12 protein-coding genes are annotated in these 18,693 nt (G+C 44.3%); 4 read left to right on the top strand and 8 right to left on the bottom strand.

The window, feature by feature from the left end:
• Positions 1–181 precede the first annotated feature (181 nt).
• From I5907_RS02150 to I5907_RS02135, 4 genes are all read left to right on the top strand, one after another.
• Positions 182–1,180, top strand: a complete 999-nt coding sequence (locus I5907_RS02150; RefSeq protein WP_196989092.1) for an AAA family ATPase — start codon at positions 182–184, stop codon at positions 1,178–1,180.
• 100 nt (positions 1,181–1,280) lie between these two features.
• Positions 1,281–2,207 (top strand): DUF58 domain-containing protein, encoded by a 927-nt coding sequence (locus I5907_RS02145; protein ID WP_196989091.1) that lies wholly within the window; start codon positions 1,281–1,283, stop codon positions 2,205–2,207.
• A gap of 25 nt (positions 2,208–2,232) precedes the next feature.
• Positions 2,233–3,207 (top strand): hypothetical protein, encoded by a 975-nt coding sequence (locus I5907_RS02140; protein WP_196989090.1) that lies wholly within the window; start codon positions 2,233–2,235, stop codon positions 3,205–3,207.
• On the top strand, positions 3,197–4,204 hold the full coding sequence (locus tag I5907_RS02135; RefSeq protein WP_196989089.1) for a vWA domain-containing protein: 1,008 nt from the start codon (positions 3,197–3,199) through the stop codon (positions 4,202–4,204). The genes I5907_RS02140 and I5907_RS02135 overlap by 11 nt, the downstream gene beginning before the upstream one ends.
• 320 nt (positions 4,205–4,524) lie before the next feature.
• Here I5907_RS02135 and I5907_RS02130 read toward each other — a convergent pair whose 3' ends face one another.
• The 8 genes from I5907_RS02130 to I5907_RS02095 form a co-directional block, all read right to left on the bottom strand.
• A complete protein-coding gene (locus I5907_RS02130; protein ID WP_196989088.1) occupies positions 4,525–6,180 on the bottom strand; it encodes a T9SS type B sorting domain-containing protein in 1,656 nt (551 codons plus the stop codon).
• A 342-nt stretch (positions 6,181–6,522) separates the two neighbouring features.
• Positions 6,523–8,532 carry a (E)-4-hydroxy-3-methylbut-2-enyl-diphosphate synthase gene (gene ispG, locus I5907_RS02125; protein WP_196989087.1) on the bottom strand — a complete coding sequence of 670 codons (2,010 nt, stop codon included), beginning with the start codon at positions 8,530–8,532 and terminating at the stop codon, positions 6,523–6,525.
• 88 nt (positions 8,533–8,620) lie between these two features.
• A complete protein-coding gene (locus I5907_RS02120) occupies positions 8,621–9,409 on the bottom strand; it encodes a hypothetical protein (RefSeq protein ID WP_196989086.1) in 789 nt (262 codons plus the stop codon).
• A 13-nt stretch (positions 9,410–9,422) separates the two neighbouring features.
• On the bottom strand, positions 9,423–10,142 hold the full coding sequence (locus tag I5907_RS02115; RefSeq protein ID WP_196989085.1) for a tetratricopeptide repeat protein: 720 nt from the start codon (positions 10,140–10,142) through the stop codon (positions 9,423–9,425).
• A 1-nt stretch (position 10,143) separates the two neighbouring features.
• Positions 10,144–11,157, bottom strand: a complete 1,014-nt coding sequence (locus I5907_RS02110; RefSeq protein ID WP_196989084.1) for a VWA domain-containing protein — start codon at positions 11,155–11,157, stop codon at positions 10,144–10,146.
• 398 nt (positions 11,158–11,555) lie between these two features.
• Positions 11,556–13,391 (bottom strand): ABC transporter ATP-binding protein, encoded by a 1,836-nt coding sequence (locus tag I5907_RS02105; protein WP_196989083.1) that lies wholly within the window; start codon positions 13,389–13,391, stop codon positions 11,556–11,558.
• Between the two features lie 544 nt (positions 13,392–13,935).
• Positions 13,936–15,306: a RagB/SusD family nutrient uptake outer membrane protein gene (locus tag I5907_RS02100; RefSeq protein WP_196989082.1), complete on the bottom strand. Its 1,371-nt coding sequence runs from the start codon at positions 15,304–15,306 to the stop codon at positions 13,936–13,938.
• A gap of 22 nt (positions 15,307–15,328) precedes the next feature.
• Positions 15,329–18,373: a SusC/RagA family TonB-linked outer membrane protein gene (locus tag I5907_RS02095; RefSeq protein WP_196989081.1), complete on the bottom strand. Its 3,045-nt coding sequence runs from the start codon at positions 18,371–18,373 to the stop codon at positions 15,329–15,331.
• Between the last annotated feature and the right edge of the window lie 320 nt (positions 18,374–18,693).

Raw genomic sequence — 18,693 nt, 5'->3', positions numbered from 1 at the left:
TGCCACCTGCACAACAGTCGGGTTCACCATTATATTCTTCTTAAACCTTTCACCAGTGGCAAAAACCCACTTCGTATCGGCATAATTGTTGGTTAACTGAGGCCATGTAAGCACGAAGGTCATTAAACTTTACGTTGCACATATTTTAGTTTTCGTAATTTTCAGGCAATATCAAATACACATGCAAACAGGAGAAGATATAAGGCTGCTCAACCAAAAAATTGAACAGGCTTCTGCATTTATAGACAGGCTTAGATCAGAACTTTCTAAAGTGGTAATCGGTCAGTTGCACATGGTTGACAGCCTGCTTACCGGCTTGTTGTGCAATGGTCACGTGTTACTGGAAGGCGTACCGGGACTTGCGAAAACGCTTACCATCAAATCACTGGCAGAAGGGGTGCATGCAAAATTCAGCCGTATACAGTTTACGCCAGACCTGCTGCCCGCAGATGTTGTAGGCACCATGATCTATAACCAGCAGCGCAATGAATTTATCGTGCGTAAAGGCCCCATCTTTGCAAACTTTATATTGGCAGATGAAATAAACCGGGCGCCTGCAAAAGTGCAGAGCGCATTGCTGGAGGCTATGCAGGAAAAACAGGTAACCATTGGCGAGGCAACCTATAAGCTGGAAGAGCCTTTCCTGGTACTGGCCACACAAAACCCGCTGGAGCAGGAAGGTACTTACCCCCTGCCCGAGGCGCAGGTAGACCGCTTTATGCTAAAGATCATCGTCGGGTACCCCAATAAAAAAGAAGAACAGTTTATTATTCGCCAGCAGGTTCAAAACGAGTTGCTGCCCAAAATAAACAGCGTGGCCAGCATTACAGAAATCATGCACGCAAGAGATCTTGTAAAGCAGGTGTATATGGACGAAAAGATTGAACAATACATTGTAGATATTGTTTTCGCCACACGTTATCCCGAGCAATACAATCTTGGCAAGCACAAGGCACTTATCGGCTATGGCGCCTCGCCACGTGGCAGTATCAACCTTGCCATGGCAGCAAAAGCGCATGCGTTTATGCAAAAACGCGGCTTTGTAATTCCGGATGACGTAAAAGCAATTTGTAAAGATGTAATGCGCCACCGTATCGGTCTTACATACGAGGCAGAAGCAGAGAACATAACAACAGAAAAGATCATTGAAGATATATTGAAAGTGGTGCTGGTGCCATAAGATTTTTGTGGGCCCGGCATATGTGCATGTGGCATCGTCCCTTGCGTCGCACTCTTGTACTGTATAACAATTTTGAGCAAAGCGAGACCAATCTTAGTCAATGAAATTATTCAGGCGCAATAAAGAAAATCAGCAAATCAATCATGCCCCGCCGGTAGGCGATGGCATTACTTCTTTGCTCAAAAAAGTACGGGAGCTCGAAATAAAAAGCAAGCGTCTTACCAACCATCTTTTCACCGGAGAATACCATACAGCTTTCAAAGGCCGCGGTATGGCTTTTAAAGAAGTAAGAGAGTACCAGCCCGGAGACGATATCAGGTTTATAGAATGGAACGTGTCAGCACGCATGGGCCATACCTACAGCAAACTGTTTGAAGAAGAAAGAGAGCTGAGCGTACACCTGCTGGTAGATGTAAGTGCCAGCAGTTTGTTTGGTACAAACAAACAAACAAAAAGAGATCTTATTGCAGAAATGTGTGCAGTGCTTGCTTTCTCTGCCATCAGCAACAACGATAAAGCAGGTCTTATTTTATTCAGTGATAAGGTAGAAAAATATATACCGGCAAGAAAGGGAAAAGATCACGTGTTGTATATGATCAGGGAGCTTTTAAATCATCAGCCACACTCGGCGCAGACAGATATACAAAAAGCGTTGCAGTTTTTAAACAGAACAACAAAGCATAAAAGCATTGTTTTTATACTGAGCGATTTTGCAGATGCCGGCTACCACGATGCGCTGCGCGTTGCTGCAAAAAGACATGATGTTATAGGCGTGCAAACCTACGACGCAAGAGATGAACAGTTGCCCAAAGTAGGTTTACTGCAGGTGTACGACGCAGAAACAGGCAATACTGCATGGCTCAATACCAGCGACCCGTACACAAGGCAGCGCTACAATAACCAATTTCATAAAATAATGGAAGACGCAAAGATTACATTCCGTACAGCCGGTGCAGATCTTATGCAGGTAGCAACAGGAGAAGATTACGTAAAAAAATTGCAGGAATTTTTTATCAGGAGAGCTTAATCAAAGAAACAGTGCAACTTACGGTTTGAAAGATCTGGCCACTATATACTTCAGCAAAACAACCAGGCAATGGTGCCTGTCTTTTTTATGCGCATTGTTTTTTTATGCGGGCAATGCACAGCGCCTGTCTGTTACCGCAGACCGCACAAAGATCTTATTGGGCGAGCAGGTAGTGCTGCAGCTAAAAGCAGAAGACATTAATACCAGTGTAAACACCCTGCAGAACTGGTTTGCAATTGCAGACACAGGCAATCACATCAGTGTGGTAAAAAGAGACGTAATTGATACGGTGTCTGTTAATGCACTTACCAGTTACATCCAGAAGATTACCATTACCTCTTTCGATTCGGGCAGGTGGCAACTGGCGCCGCTGTCGCTGTTTATAAAAGATAATGTAACCGGCAGGCAAACAAAGCTTGTATCAGATTCTTTGTTTATAGACGTGTTGCCGGTAGATGTGAGCGCCATGCCGGATTATCACCCCATTAAAGACATCATCGAAGTTGAAGCCAAACCAAAATACGGCTTGTATGCAGCAATAGCACTGGCCGTGATTGCCGTTGGCATTACAACCTGGTGGCTCATCAGGCGGCTCAGGCAAAAGAAAACTGCACCCGTAAAACAGGCGTACGAAGGCACTGCCCTCGAACAGGCATTGAAACAAATAAAAAAATTACAGCAGGATGATTTGCCCGCAAAGGGGCAGGTTAAACTGTTTTATGCAACACTTGCCGATATATGCCGCAAATATGTTTCGGCACAACTCGGTGTAAATGCCATGCTTTATACGTCAGACGAATTAATGGTGTTACTGGTGGTCTATTTACAGGATGAGCAAAAGCGTATTCCTTTCTTCCAGTTGCTGCGCTTAATAGACGTCGTGAAGTTTGCAAAATATACACCGTCTGCAGATCAGCATGAAGCAGCGATGGCCAATGCCACCGCTTCTTTACAGCATATTGATAAAATAATAAAACAAACACGGCAGCATGATAGCTGATTGGCTGCAACATATCGAATTTGCTTACCCGTGGGTACTGGGGCTCCTTATACTGGTGCCGGTATTGATCTATGAGTATGCACGCAGCAACCGTAAACGGCAGGCGCCAATGCTGGTGACCACCACACACTTTCTGCAGGGTGTAAAAGACATCAAAGCATCATTGCTTCACCTGCCATTTGTATTACGTTGTATCGGCATTGTTATGCTTATTGTGGCCATGGCTCTGCCGCGGCTCAAATACACAGAGCAGCTGACAGAAGGAGAAGGTATTGATATTGTATTGTGCTTCGATATCAGTGGCAGTATGCTGGCAAAAGATTTTCAGCCAAACAGGCTGGAGGCCGCAAAAACAGTAGCCAAAGAATTTGTACAACAACGCCCCGGCGACAGGATTGGCGTGGTCATTTTCAGCAGTGCGAGTTTTACTTTGTGCCCCGTAACACCCGATCACAATGCCGTGCTGCTGCAGATCAGCAATATAGAAAGTGGTTACCTGCAGGAAGAAGGTACAGCCATCGGGTCAGGGCTTGCCGCCAGTGTAGACAGGCTGCGCAAAGGAAAATCGAAAAGTAAAGTAGTGATACTGCTTACAGACGGTGTTGATGTTGGTGGCAGCGTGCCGCCTGATCTTGCAAAGCAAATGGCCAGGCAGTATAACATTAAAGTGTACACGATTGGTATTGGCAGTGAAAAGGAGATCGATGAAACAACCACTTCGGCACTCGGTACGGTTACACAAAAACGCAAGCTGGAATTTAATGAAGACCTTTTGAAAGATATTGCGCAAACCACTGGTGGGCAATATTTCCAGGCCACTGATAATGCAGCTTTACAAAAGATTTATGCCAGTATCAACCAACTCGAAAAAACAAAAATTGAAGTCACTACTTACGACCACTACACAAATAAATTTTTTCCTTTCCTGCTCATTGGTATAGTTGCTTTATTTGCAGAAATGTTGTTGCGCTATACCGTATTCAGAAAGTTCCCGTAATTGATTTGTATTTCACCAGCTTTCAGCATCGTGCATACAAAAACCAGGTATATTGTTGGGTCAGCAGTAGTATTTCATGGCGTCGCCTGTTGCCACGCTCGGTTCATCGTTCCATTTACATGGCAACTGTAGCGTTCCGGGTTTTACACCACACACATATCCACTTCCTTTCAATAGCTGTTGTTTTACGACATCAATGTTATATACCTCGTTACTGTGTAGCTACGGAGATGGTGGTTTGTTGCTGCATACAGCTTTACAGTACAAGAGTGCGACGCAAGGAACGATGCCACCTGCACCAAAGCTGACTTACAAAAAATCTAACGTATAAGTGTTACGGTGCCTTTGATAATAACTGTTTCGTGCTCCACTATTCCTTTGATAACATAAACATAGCTGCCGGGCGAAAGCAACTGACTTTTATACGTTCCGTTCCAGCCGGTGTACTTGTCTTTTGTAAGAAAAATGCGGTTGCCCCACCTGTCAAAAACCGCAAACTCGTGCAACTCTATGCTTGCATCTTTTGGTATGCGGAAAAGATCATTCCTGCCATCATTATTAGGTGTAAAAGCCGAAGGAATATTTACACGGTGCAGCACTTTAATGAAAATTTCTTTTGAGGCGGTACAGCCATTTACATCGGTAATACTGATCGAAAGCGTTGTGTCATTTCTCAGCGGAATGGTGGTTGCATTAAGCGCGGTGGCTGGCACAACAACACCATCGGGCTTCCACAATACACTTGCCGGCTGCGTTGTAATGGTTGCATTGATGGTTGCTGCTGTTCCAAAAGGTATTTCGGGTGCAGGTGTTGTAAAACTTATTTCAGGACCAGGTTTTATTGTAACCGTTTCGGTGGCAGACTTCACCGTTTCATTATGCGAACATCCCGGGATGTTGGTGGTTAAACTGCAATACACGCGGTCGCCGTTTGCAAACTTGTCTGATGTAAAATTTGGCGAGTTCTGCCCCGCGTAATAATCATTCACCATCCATTGGTAGTATGTATAGTCACCCTCGTATTGCGGCTGCGCATTAAATGTAACGGGTCTGCCTGCACAAACAGTCGTTTCCGGAGAGGTAACAAACACGGCAGGATGAATAAAATCTCTTACGCGCATACCAACTTTGTTGGAGGGTGCGCTTGTAGTAGTCTTGCACCTCGAATCCTGGTCTATGGTAATGATGCAGCTTACAGAATCGCCGTCTTTGAGCTTGCTGGTAATCAGCGCTGCACCGGTATCACCTGTTGCAGTATCGTTGATCATCCAGGTGAAAGTTGGGAATGCGCCGCCGTTGGCAGTTGCGGTAAAGGTTACTTCTTCACCAACACATATATTAGTGGCAGTGGGTGTTATTTTAATGGCGGGGTGAATCATCGGGTACACATAAATATTCATTTTGGAAAGGGAGTACAACGTATCTGCACAGGATGGAATGATCACCTGCATCAGGCATTTTACTTCTGCGCCGTTTGTGAGGCTATCTGTGGTATAAGTCGTTTTATTGCCAACGGGCACACCGTTTACCGTCCAGTTATAGATTGGGGTTCCATATTTATAATCTACGGCAGATGTAAAGAGCGTTTGTTCTCCCTCGCAGATCAACGGGTCATTATTGGCAATGGTTATTACGGGCTCAAAGTCGTTCAGCACTGTTACGATAAACGGGGCGGTTGTTACCACCGTATCGTAACCGCAGGCTGTAGTGCAGGCATAGGTGCACGTTATTATGTCTTCATCGTGCAGGTCGCTGGCAGCAAAGGATGCGTTGTTGGTGCCCACGGCGGTATTGTTTTTCTTCCAGGAAAAAACGGCGTTGGTGCCTGGGTTTGTTACGCTGGCTTTAATGGTAACCATCGCCCCGAGGCAACTGCTATTATTGCCGGTAAGGGTTAATGCCGGAATACAGTTACTGTTTTGCGCAAAGACAACAAGCGGGATCAGAAGCAGTATGGTGATAAAAACCTTTGGCATAAAAGGTATAATGTACGGGAGGAGTTTACTGAAAAATGAACACTAATGTAACCAAACGCTTTTTAGCGTATGCTTAATCTTATGAAAGAGACGCCGATTTTGCCTGAATCGTTGCCTGAGGGTCATTTTTTTATTGAAAGCCGCTATAATGCCGGGTGGGTGCTTTTACGTTAGGAGCGAAGATTTTTCATTGCCTGGAAAAAATGCGCTGCTGATGGTTAAGAATGCAGGCAAGTACCGGGTATGCCGGGCTTTTTACTGCAGTACAAGTGTGCGACGCAACCAATGCTACATAGTAGCAATGCAGCTGGCTACAAAATATTATTAGCGTGTAAAAAGAATCTACGCAGGGTCTACCCAGGCTTCGTTTTCTTTTAGCAGGTTAATGAGTTCATCTACAGCAATGGCGCTGTCAACATTGCGTTTTACCACTTCTTTGCCCTTGTATAACGTGATCTTGCCAACCCCGCTGCCAACATACCCAAAATCGGCATCGGCCATTTCGCCGGGGCCGTTTACAATGCAACCCATGATAGCAATCTTTACACCTTTCAGGTGGTTGGTGCGGGAACGGATCATGGAAGTGGTTTCCTGCAGGTCGAAAAGCGTTCTGCCGCAGGAAGGGCAGGAGATGTATTCTGTTTTGGAGATGCGTGTACGTGTGGCCTGCAGAATACTAAAGGCGGTGTTGTTGATAAACTGCTCGGTAGTGCTGTTGTTCAGGTAGTTTCTGCCACTGGCATTTGTAACGCTTTCTGACTGACGTTGATAGCTTGAGGCGGTCATGCCAAGGCAAATGCCATCTCCAAAGCCGTCTAACAACAATGCGCCACACTCTGTGGCATAATGAATAAGGTGTTCATCTGCTGTTTGCCAGTTGCTGTCGCAGATAAGGATTACCGGGTTTTTGATGTTGCGGTTTTGAAGTTCCATAAACATACGGCGCACAGATGGCATTGCGTGTTTATTCGTACTGCTTAGACAAAAGGCTACTGAATTATTGTTGGCAATTTCATCAAGAAAGGTGTAATCATTCAGTTTGGTCTGGTCATTATAACAGTCGAGCATCACAAAATTCAGTGTGTCACTTTTCCATTTGCCGTTTACAAATCCGGCACCATCAAAAATGGGGAAGTATTTTGACTTGTCTTTTGCAAGGTTCCATGTTGCGGGGTAAACAATAACTTTTAATGTGCCGGGCAGATCAAAACCGAGCAGGTTATGCCCTGTAAAAATGTAATCTGCAGCCGCATCGCTGATGTTCCATTTATCAGTGGCGGCATCGTAGGTATAACCGATGCTTTCAAGGTGCTTTGGTGTAACGTTTTCAGTTTTGCTGAAATCTGCAATTACCACCGGTACATGATGATCGCCAATATTATCTACGGCAAAAGTTGGTCTTCTCCTGTATTCAAAGGGCGAGTAGGGAACTTTTTCAATGTCGGGAATATTGCCATCGTTTGCGGCGGTTGTTGCATAACGCTTTACGAGGTCTTTACATACCGGTATTTCAAACTCAGGGTCTTCAGTCAGGGATACACGAATGGTATCACCAATACCGTCTTCCAGCAAAGTGCCGATACCCGCGGCGCTTTTTACGCGGCCATCCTCACCATCACCTGCTTCCGTCACGCCAAGGTGTAACGGGTAGCATTCGCCAAATTCCGCATCCATCTGTTGTACCAGTAAGCGATAAGCCTGTACCATTACCTGTGGGTTGCTTGACTTCATGCTGAGGATAATGTTATGGTAGGCTTCTGCACGTGCAATACGCAGGAACTCCATAGCACTTTCTACCATACCCATTGGTGTATCACCGTACCGGCTCATGATCCTGTCGCTGAGAGAACCATGGTTTGTGCCAATACGCATAGCTGTTCCATACTGTTTGCAAATGTTAACGAGCGGGGTAAAGCGCTCCCTGATCCTGTCTATCTCTTCTGCATATTCAGCATCGGTATATTCTATCTGTTCAAACTTTTTCTTGTCAACATAATTCCCGGGGTTCACACGTACTTTTTCTACTATTCTGGCGGCTATTTCGGCAGCATTTGGTGTAAAATGAATGTCTGCAATCAATGGTGTATGATAGCCACGGTTGCGCAGTTCATTTTTTATATGCAACAGGTTTTCTGCTTCTTTTTTACTTGGTGCAGTAATGCGCACAAGCTCAGCGCCGGCTTTTATACAACGGATACTTTGCTCCACCGTACCAATGGTATCCATAGTATCGGTAGTGGTCATCGTTTGTACGCGTATAGGATGGTTGTTGCCCAGCAAGAGATCGCCGATCTTTACTTCTTTCGTTTTAAGCCTGCTTACCTGTGTAAGGGAATTACAATACAACTGCATGTTCAATCTTTGTTTGCGCTGCAAAAATAACAAACAAAAAGGGGATGCGGTTTTTAAGCATCCCCTTTATATTTTGTGTTATTGCAATTTAGTACTCAACTGAGTATTCAAGCGTTTCAGGTTTATCCAGCAAACCCGAAAGGCTGTTCATAAAACTGATCGTCTTTTTATCGTCAGACAATTGCGTTTCTGCGCCACCGCTGTATTTTTTTACAGGCTTCGGCAAAACAAATGTTGTTTTGTAAGTAAAATCGCCCACAAAAGGAATCATTTGTTTCAGCATCTGTACACTGTCAGATGCAACTGCGGCCGTTAAACCCTGCTTGTCTTTTATAGTATTACTGATTATGCCATTGCCGGCAGTAAACGAGAATGCATCCTGGGTGGGGTTAAGCAGTTTGCCGGCGCCCGCCATCGGAGAACCCATATTGCCACCCATCATATCCATTCCCGGCATCATGCCCGGTGCGTTATCGCCATTCATATCTGAGGGCTTTATCTTGCTGATCATTTCAAACATGTGCTGCTTAATGTACAGCAACTGGTTCATGTCTTTAAAAGGCAATTCAAATTCGGCTTTTATATCATCATTCATGGCAATGTGCATTTTGCCATTTTGCAGGATGGTTTTTTCTTCTGCACTCAACGTAGTTGCCGTGTCGGTAAAACTTTTAAAGTATATAACGGTATCTTTTTTTTCGAGGGCCTGGCCAGACTGCTGCATTGCGCTTTGCAACATGGGCGAGTTACCAATGTTCATTACAAGCTGGTACGTACCACTTTTGTCTTCATTGAGTGTTATCTTCTCTTCTGTGTCGAGACACGAAACGAGCGCTACAGCAAAAAAGCCAAGCACCAAACCAAATATTTTTTTCATAATTGTTGCTTTACTACCAGTCTTTGTCGGGTTGCTGACCGGTAGATTTTCTTTGTAATAATTTTTGAAGTTGTTTTTCCTTGTCTTTCAGCTCTTCAAACTTTTGCTCCATAACATCCCTGTTGGGCATTTTGTTCTGTTGCTTTTTGGGGTCAGGTTTTTTCTGTTGCTGCTGCGGCCGGGGTTGGTTTTGCTGGCGTTTCTGCAACTCGGTCAATGCTTTTTGCAGGTTTTCCCTTGTTTCATTGTCTTCCGGGTTTAGCAGCAAAGACTGTTTAAAAGCTTCAATGGCTTCGGGCAGTTTCTGTGCCCTTATCATTGTTATACCCTTATTGTAGAGGGCTTTTGATTTAAACGCGTCATCGCTGTTAGCTTCTGCAAGCTGCGTGTAGTATTGAATTGCTTCAGCAATATTATTTTGTTTTACCAGCGCATTGCCAAGATTAAATTTTGCGGTTACATTGCTGTTGTTCTCTTCCAGTGCTTTGCGGTAGTACTTTTCTGCATTCTTGTAATCACCTTTTTTATAGGCGTCATTACCATATTTTATCTCACTGTTTTCGTCCTGTGCGTAAGTGGTGATGGTAGTTATAAAAGACAGCATGCAAAGCAGGAGTAGTGTTGGTAGCCGGCTGCAGTTTTTCATGGCATCGCCTGTTGTGTCACTCACTTCAGCGGCTGAAGCATTGGTGAGCAGGCCTGCGCGAAGGCCATGCGATAAAAACTGTTGCATACTAAACAGCATTGGACTGAATTTTTGTCTTCTTTCTTTCGGGTATAAAAATTTCGATGATCAATAATAGTAAAGCTATGGCAATTATAAATGGGGAGAGCGAAAAATAAGCCCGTTCGCCGCCGCTTTCAACCAGCTTTTTTTCCATGCCATTCAAGGCAGTGCTTACCTGGCTGGCAGTAGCTGCAACATTCTCCAGGCGAAAGTACCTGCCTTCAGTAGTGTTGGCAACCTCTGTAAGTAAATCTTCATTTAACCTGGTGATAACCGTTTTGCCGTCTTTATCAGTTTTCAGGGTGCCGGTTTCCGGTTCTGTAATGGTCGATCCATCGGGTGTACCTATGCCAACCGTATACACTACTGCTCCGTTATCTGCCAATATCCTTGCTTCAGCGCCGGCACCATTATCATGGTCTTCACCATCTGTAATAAGTACCACGGCCTTGTGTTTCTTTTCTTTTGTATCCAGCGCATTGTTGCAGAGCTGTAAAGCTTCGGTAACATTTGTTCCCTGCACAGGTACCGCATCAGGCGAGGCATTGGAGAGAAAAAGTTTTGCTTCAGAAAGATCAGGTGTTAAAGGCATTTGCAGGTAAGCCTTGCCTGCAAACAAAACAAGCCCCACACGGTTGTTTTCGCTTTTGTCGATCAGCATGCTTATTAATTGCTTTGCACGCTCCAGCCGGTTAGGTTTTATATCGTTGCCAAGCATGCTTTTGCTGACATCGAGTGCAATCATGATGTCTATGCCTGCTGTTTGCTCTTTGCCTTCATCCATCGGTGTCCGAACATTGGTTGCGGCCATAATGCATAAAGCAAGCGCTATCAGTACTACTACGAATTTGAGTTTGTATAATTTGTCAGAGTAGCCAAAGGTGAGTTTTTCTATAAGCGACGCATCGCCCAATGCTTTGGCGGTCTTGCGCTTCCAGCGTAATACCAGCACAAAGATCACAACCACTGGTATCAGTAATAAAAGGCCCGAGATGAGTTCGATGTTTTGAAAAGAAATCATAAGTATGCGCAAGCTACAAGCATTAAGCCAAACGCATAATTAGTATTTAATTTTGTAAGAAAAGTGTAAAGTTTTTTTAATATTTCAGGCCGTTATCATAAATCTCCTTTCAGCTCCAGCAAGCGCAAAAAAAAGCCGGCGCCTTTTTTATCGGAATCGGGTTTGTTTTTTTGCAGGATAAAAACAATACTGATGAAGACAAGCAGTGTTAGCAACGCGAATAAAATAAAATAATGCATAACGTTTAGGGGCTTAGTGTTGCACAAAGATATAGGGGAAAATGAATTGACCAAATCTTCGGTCTTTTAATCTTCGCGTGGCTCAAAAAAGTGATGCAGTACAAGAGTGCGACGCAACAAAAGCATCATCGTTATACTACAACCGGGCGCATAAAATTTTTAAACAATGAGGTTTTTTTTCTGGTCCAGTTGCATGCTGTGCAGCTTTGCATAAAAGCCATCTTTGGCCAGCAACTCATCGTGCGTGCCGCTTTCCTTTATTTCGCCTTTATCGAGCACAATAATTTTGGATGCCTTGCGGATAGTAGAAAGCCTGTGTGCTATTACTATTGCGGTTCTGTTGGCAATCAGTTTGTCTATTGCTGTCTGGATCAATAATTCACTTTCCGTATCAATAGAAGAAGTGGCTTCATCAAGTATAAGTACAGAAGGGTTGTAAAGCAGCGCACGTATAAACGAAATAAGCTGGCGCTGTCCGAGGCTGAGCGTTGTGCCACGTTCCATTACATTGTAATCGTAACCACCGGGCAGCCGCATAATGAAATCATGTACACCAATGATCTTGGCGGCTTCCTCCACCTGCTCTCTTGTTATGTCAGGGTTGCGCAGCGTTATATTGTCGAGCACAGAGCCGGAGAAAAGAAAAACATCCTGCAATACAACACCAATGCTGCCACGCAGCCTGTCGAGATCATATTCAGGAAGGTTAACACCATCCAGTTTAATGGCACCTTTCTGAATTTCATAAAGCCTGTTCAATACGCTTATCACCGATGTTTTACCGCTGCCTGTATGCCCCACCAGCGCAATAGTTTCGCCTTCTTTTACGGTAAAACTGATGTCTTTCAAAACATAGTGTTCGTCGTTATAGGCAAACCAAACCTTTTCGAATGCTATATCGCCTTTTATAACAGCAGGTTTATATGTTCCTGTATTTACGGTATGATCCGGATTATCGAGCACCTTGAAAACCCTTTCTGCTGCTATCATACCCATTTGTATGGTATTGAATTTATCTGCAATAACACGCAGGGGCCGGAAGATAAGGTTGAGGTACATGGTAAACGATATAAGTTTACCGGCAAGGTCTTCCTGCGAAATGGGATTGCTTGCTGCCTGCCCTGCCAGCCACCACACAACCAGCCCGGTTGCCACGGCCAGGATGATCTCTACGATCGGGAAGAAAACAGAATAAGCAAAAATGGATTTAATGTTTGCATCCCGGTGTTTCCTGTTGATGGTATTGAACTTGTTAAACTCGCGCTCTTCGGCTGCAAAGGCCTGCACAACCATCATACCGGTAATGTGTTCCTGCACAAACGCGTTGAGTGCAGCCACTGCATTGCGCACCTTGATAAAGCTTTTGTTTACGCTTTCTTTAAAATAATAAGTGGCCACAATAAGCAGCGGAAAGGGAATGAGTGCAATTAGCGTTAAACGCCAGTCAACCACAAACATCGTGATGAGCACTACAATTATTGAAAGCATATCTGCAATGATCTGAATCAGCCCGTCTGAGAAAATGTCGTTGATGCTTTCGATATCGTTGATGGTCCTGGTGGTAAGTGTGCCAATGGGTGTTGTATCAAACTGTTTTAAATTAAGACCCAGTATTTTCCTGAAAACACTTACCCGCATGTCTTTTACAACACTTTGCCCAAGCCACGAGGTAAGAAAAGAAAATAAAAAGCGCAGGATGGTTTCAACAACCAGGAATATGAGCTGGAAAACGGTGATGGCAATGATGAATTTTGTAGCGTCAGTAAGATCTGTATTGAAGTAAAACCATTTCAACAGCAGGGGCAATTCTGTGGGTTTGCCGGTTGCCCTGTCAATGGTCAGTTGAATAAGGTGCGGCCGCACAGGTGTAATGAGTGCCAGTAGTATTGCCAGCACCACACTGGATACAAACTGAAAACGGTACGGACGTACAAACCTGAACACCCTGCCCATCAATGAGAAATCAAAAATCTTCTTTTTGGCCGTTTCACTCATAATTAGTGCGCAAAGGTAAAGGAAGAAGGTGGAAGAGGCAAAGAGGGAATGAGGCAACAAAGCACTGAGGCAGGAAAACGTAGCACGTGGTGGAATCACGGCTTGGTAAGTATGAAATAATTGGATTTTATTAGCCGGCTGCATTGCTGCTATGAGGCACCGGTTGTGTCACTCACTTCAACTGCACCAAGTATTTGAGCACGGAAGCAAACTGGTTCATGGTTTCTAAGTGCTGCAAAAGCGGCGTTTAAAAGTTCTGCTGCTGCTGAGATGTATTTTGATAGAGTTTGATAACCAGATTCCGCCGGGAGTGCGATAAACAGCTACGCTGCAGTTGCCATAACAACGGAACGATGAACCGAGCGTGGCAACAGGCGATGCCATGAAAAGCTATTGCTGAAGCACAAAAGAAAATTCCTGTTCGCATTGGCGCATGTTGTTTGACCAGAACAACCCAGGTGCAGCTTTTTAAAAGCAATATTGCAGGCAATAAAAAACCGGCAACAATTGTTGCCGGCCTTTATTATTCACACATGAGAAAAGACTAGTAACCCGGATTTTGAACGAGGTTTTTGTTTACATCCATTTCTCTTTGAGGTATGGGTAACACGAGTGTAGGATCGTTGAACGGTAAACCGTCAATATCCAGTTGGAGACGTTTAAGTGTCCACAACCTGTCGCCTTCGAAAGCAAGTTCGCGGAAACGCTCGTCAACAAAATCTGCACCGGTGGCGTTATTGATGCTGCCTGTGCCTCTCATGTTCCTTACCATATTGATATCGTCATCCGGATCTACGCCACCCACAGGCGCGCCACCTTTTCTAAGGTTTGCTTCTCCTCTGGTAAGATACATTTCTGCGATACGTATAACAGGGATGGTTTTATACAGCACGCTGTACTTGTTGGTGTAAGTTCCGCTAAAGCCACCAATACTTACGCCATCGCTAAAGAAATATGCGCGTTGATCATCGTCGTTGAAATAGCTGAAGTAATTGGTATTTACCTGGGCATCTCCGCGGCCTACAGGTCTTGGTGCATAGAATGTAGGCAAACCATTATTGGTAGTACCTGCGTTGCTTTGCGAAGACTGAAGAATGCCGAAGATATCTTCCGGTGAGTAACCATCGTTGTTGAACACTTTTGTATAATCGCTTACTAAAGCAAAACCTCCGTTATTGATCACATCATCGGCCATTTCTGCTGCAGCCTGGTAGTTCTCCATTTGCATATATACTCTTGCAAGAAAAGCTTCAGCCGAGTATTTGGTTGCACGGCCGGCCGCTGCCCCTTCGGGCAATGCTGCTGCTGCCTCCGTTAGATCAGTAATAACCTGCTGGAACACCTGCTCCGTAGTGGCACGTGATGGTTTGATCGTTGAATCGTATGCGTAAGTTGGTTCGAGAATCAACGGAACGCCGGAGTTTGCATCTGAGGCATTACCTGCCGAATAAGGCTGTGAAAAGAAGCTTACCAGTTCGAAGTAGGCAACACCTCTCATGAACTTAGCCTCTGCTTCGATAGCAGCTCTTGAATCCTCATCAACAATATCGATCTTGTCAATAACAGTATTCATGGTATTTATGAGTGAATAGCTGTTAGACCACATGCCTGTTGCGATGCTGTTGTTTTCAATGATTGTTTTGGACTGTATATCGGCATAGTTGGTGAATGTTCCGATGAAATCTACCTGGTCCTGGGAAGCGAGCAGGTCTGCTGCAAAAAGGAAACGTTCACCAAAAGCATTCGGGCTTTGAAGAATGCCATAACCGCCCAGCATAACCGCTACAACATCGCCTGATGTTTGAATTTGTTCAGGCGTTATGTTGTTCTGTGGCAGCACATCCAGCTTTTTGTTACAGCTAAACATTACGGCCGCTGCAACCATAGTAAGGGAAATATTTTTAAACTTTTTCATTGTTCTTTTTTTAGGTTAATAATCAGAATCGAACATTTACACCAACGGTTATTGTTTTGGCCTGCGGGATGGTATAAAAATCCTGTCCGCCGCCGATGTTGCCGAGTGTCTGAGTATTTACTTCAGGATCTCCGGGATAATCTGTCAACGTCCAGAGATTGGTGCCGGAAACATAGAACCTGGCAGAAGATATTTTGAGACTGCTGGTAACTGATTTTGGCAGGTTATAACCCAATGAAACTGTTCTCAGCCTGATGTAAGAACCGTCGTATAACCACCGTGTTGAATTGTCGCCATCGTCTACACCGTAGAAGTAACCGATTCTTGGAACGTTGGTAATGTCTCCAGGTTTTTGCCATGCGTTCAGCATATCAACTGTCTTGTTGTCGAAGTAGCCGTTATAGAAACCTGAAGATTGGTAAACGCCGCCCAGGTTATAGATGTCGTTACCACTTACAAAAGTGAAAAGGGTATTAAGATCAAAACCTTTGTACGAGAAAGTGTTGCTGAAGCCACCTGTCCAATCGGGGTTTGATTTGCCTACAACCACCCTTTCTGCGCTACCATAATCGTTGGTAGGTTTTCCTTCAGCGTCTGCATACAATGCATCACCTGTTTCAGGATCTACGCCCAGGTATTTAGGCATGAAAAACACACCAATTGGCTGCCCTTCCACGGCACGCTGAATGCCGCCGCCACCTTCTATTACCTGGCCTTTCAGGTTTCGTACAGTATTCTTGTTAAAGGCTGCATTGATAGAAGACGTCCATTTAAACGCGCCATCGAAAATCCTGCCTGTCAGTAAAAATTCCCAACCTGAATTATCCATGTTGCCAAGGTTCTGCAGAATGGTAGTATAGCCGGTTGTTGCCGGTACATTTACCGCCAGTAAAAGGTCATTGGTTTTTTTGTTGTAATAATCTACTTCTGCTGATACCCTGTTATTGAGTATGCCAAATTCCAGTCCTATGTCAGCCTGTTTGGTTCTTTCCCATTTCAGGTCCGGGTTTGCCAGTTGAAGCGGTACATAACCAGGAAAGCCCGGATAATTGGAGATGCCATATAAAGCAAGAAAGCTGCTTTCGCCAATCTCGGCATTACCTGTTAAACCATAGCTGGCCCTTAATTTCAGGAAGCTGAGGAATGACAGGTTCTGCATAAATTTCTCCTCAGAGAGCACCCATCCTGCAGACACCGCAGGGAACCATCCGTAGCGGCTGTTGGGTCCAAACCTGGAAGATGCATCAGACCTTACGCTTGCAGACAAAAGATATTTATCCTGGAAAGAGTAGTTTGCCCTTAAGAAATAAGAAAGGAAAGTATAACGTGAACCGCTGGTAGAACCAAATGTGATGTTGGTTGCAGCAGAGAGGTTTTTAATGGCATCTGAAGGGTATGTTTCACCATTTACAAAGGCCTGTTTTATGTCGCCCTGCTGGTAGCTCATACCCAATACGGTATTCAGCTTATGACCCTCACCAATTTTTGGCGTAAACGTAAAGTAGTTATTGGTATTGAAGTTTACATTTTGTGTATTGATGTAACCGCCTTTACCGATACCTGCGCCGTCAATGGTCTCTTTACCCTGGAAAGACTCCTGCGAAAGGCTGAGGATATCTGCACCAAACTCTGAACGGAAAGATAAAGAAGGAAGGATATTCAGATTGGCGAATGCATTACCAATTGTTCTGAAAGTAACCTGCCTGTCGCTGTTAAACTGTGCATCGAAAAGGCCGTTTGAATAAAGTGTATTACCATTCAGTTTGCCTGTTTCAGGGTCATATACCGGCGAAATTGGTAACTGCGCTACCAACTGACCCGGTGTAGAAAATGCATTGTCATTGCTTACCCTTCTTAATTCAGAACGGTTAACGGCTACATTTACACCCAGGGTTAAGTTTGATGTAGCATTGTGTTCAATATTGAACCTGCCGCCATAGCGGCTGAACCTGTTATTGATCACGATCGCTTCCTGGTCATTGTAAAAACCTGAAACGAAAAATCTTGTTTTATCAGAACCGCCTGATGCAGAAAGGTCAACCTGTCTTTGCGGTGCATTTTTGTTATACAGTAAATCCTGCCAGTTGGTATTTACAGCCTGGTTGCGCCAGTCTGTTCCAAGAGAAAAAACATCCAGGATGTTTGAATAATAGAAATCCTGGTAATCTGCAAGTGCCTGGTCCAGGGTTTCATAACCGGAAACACCATTGTTGAAATCGTATTCAGCATCTGTCTGTGCTGCAATGTTGATCAGGTCAACATATTGTTTTGCATCGAGAAATTGTCTTTTTTTCGTTGGGTTGCTCCAGCTATGCGTAACATTCAATTCGATGTTTGTTTTCTGGCTGTTCCTGCCTTTTTTGGTGGTGATCAGCACAACGCCATTTGCGGCGCGTGCACCATAGATAGCAGATGCCGATGCATCTTTCAGCACTTCAATTGATTCGATATCGTTAGGATTGATATCAATCAAAGGATTGGTTGCATCGTTAGTAGGATCAGACTGTGAACTGGATGTAATGGGCAAACCATCAACAACATATAACGGCTGGCTGCTTGCGCTGATGGACGAAGTACCACGAATTCTTATTTTGATACCCTGCCCAACTTTACCGCTTCCAGACTCCACCACTACACCAGGTGCTTTACCCTGTATAGCCGACTCAAAACTTGGCGCCGGGAAATTAGAAACATCTTTGCCTGATACTTTTGAAATAGAACCGGATACATTTTTCTTCGTGGCCGTACCGTAACCCACTACCACCACTTCATTCAGGCTTTTTTCTGATGCAGACATTACCACATTCATGTTGTCTGAAACCGGAACTTCCAGGTCTCCATAACCTACATAAGAAAATTCCAGCGCTGTTGTAGCATCAGGAACGGCAAGAGAAAAGGTTCCGTCTACCCCGGTGGTGGTTACCTGTGATTTGCCCTTGGCTTTTACTGATACGCCTGCCAGGGGAGCGCCGTCTTTTAAGTCTGTAACTTTTCCCGTTACAGTGCGGGTTTGCTGACTAAAACCTGTTATACTCATAAGCAGGCCAAGCAGTAATAAAACTCTCATTCGCATAAAAATGGTTTTTTGTGAAACAATAGCCGATAAACAGTTATTACAACTGTCGCATTTATAACAACACCTTACGTGGAGCAAGCATTAAGATTGGTATCAATGCCTTCAATAAGTAATGTGCATTTTCAGTAAATAGTGCATTCAATTCTCTCCTTTTGATTTTATAAACATTCAAACATGCATAGGCAATAGCGTTACAGGGCGTTATTTTTCAATAACACCAATATGTTGCTCGTTTATGTATTGCGTATAGCTTAAAAAAGATGATGGTTAACAACTATACTTATAGGTTATGTCCGAAAATTCGAAGACAG

This window comes from Panacibacter microcysteis (genome assembly GCF_015831355.1).
Taxonomy (GTDB): Bacteria; Bacteroidota; Bacteroidia; order Chitinophagales; family Chitinophagaceae; genus Panacibacter; species Panacibacter microcysteis.
This window is presented reverse-complemented; position numbering and strand designations above follow the sequence as displayed.